The organism is Aureispira sp. CCB-QB1 (genome assembly GCF_000724545.1).
Taxonomy (GTDB): domain Bacteria; phylum Bacteroidota; class Bacteroidia; order Chitinophagales; family Saprospiraceae; genus Aureispira.
Map to the genome: position 1 here is coordinate 1 of NZ_JHBV01000069.1, position 1,013 is coordinate 1,013.

Genomic DNA, 1,013 nt, shown 5'->3' on the forward strand with positions numbered 1-1,013 from the left:
GAGGCTGTTCCATCATTACCACCATGACAAGAAACATCGGTTGTATTAATAATGGTTGCTTGCACAGCGGTTGGTTGTGTTACTATTGCTGTAGCCATTCCAGTACAGCCATTCGCATCGCTTACCGTAACGACATAAGTACCGCCAGCTAAATTACTCGCTGTTGCCGTCGTTTGACTGCCTGCCGCAGCATCCCATTGATAGGTGTATGGTCCAACACCACCACTAACGGTGGCTGTCGCACTTCCTGTTCCTTGTCCATTACAAGTGGCAGGAGTTGTACTGCTGATGGTTGCCAAAACAACCGAAGGTTCACTAATCGTGACGGTTGTTTGTGCCGTACAGTTGTTTGTATCGCTCACCACGACTGTGTAAATGCCCGCACTCAAACCTGTTGCTGTTGCTGTGGTTTGGTTGCCTGCTGCGGCATCCCATTGATAAGTGTAAGGACTAGTTCCTCCAGTTCCTTGAGCCGTGGCTGTTCCTGTTGCCGTGCCATTACAACTAGCATCGGTTTGGGCACTAATACTAGCACTTACTGCCGTTGAGGGTTGAGTAATCGTCACACATTCTACATGCGTACAAGCATTGGCATCGGTGATCGTCACACAATGTACGCCTGCACTTAATCCTATGGTCGTGGCGGCACTGCTACCATTCGACCAACGATACACATAAGCGGTCAAGCCAATTGGTGTTCCACCACTACCTTGTGCTGTAGCACTGGTGGTGCCACCAAAACAGTCGATAGGATCAGCACTAATGCTTCCTGTTAGAACGGTTGGTTCGTTGACATTAAACACATCCACTCGATCACAACCATTGGCATCGGCGACCGTCACGGAGTAGACGCCTGCTGCTAAACCAGTCGCTGTAGCAGTTGTTTGAACAGGAGTCGTTGACCAAGTATAAGTATAGTTGCCAACACCACCACTTGGATAAGCTGTCGCACTTCCTGTTGCCGTCCCGTGACAAGAAACATCTGTCACGATAACGGAATCAATTAAAACAGA

The 1,013-nt window shown here is 49.0% G+C and carries 1 protein-coding gene; it reads right to left on the reverse strand.

The window, feature by feature from the left end:
* Positions 1–1,013 (reverse strand): SprB repeat-containing protein (locus tag CG11_RS26180; RefSeq protein WP_197043956.1); only part of this gene is annotated, 1,013 nt, incomplete at both ends.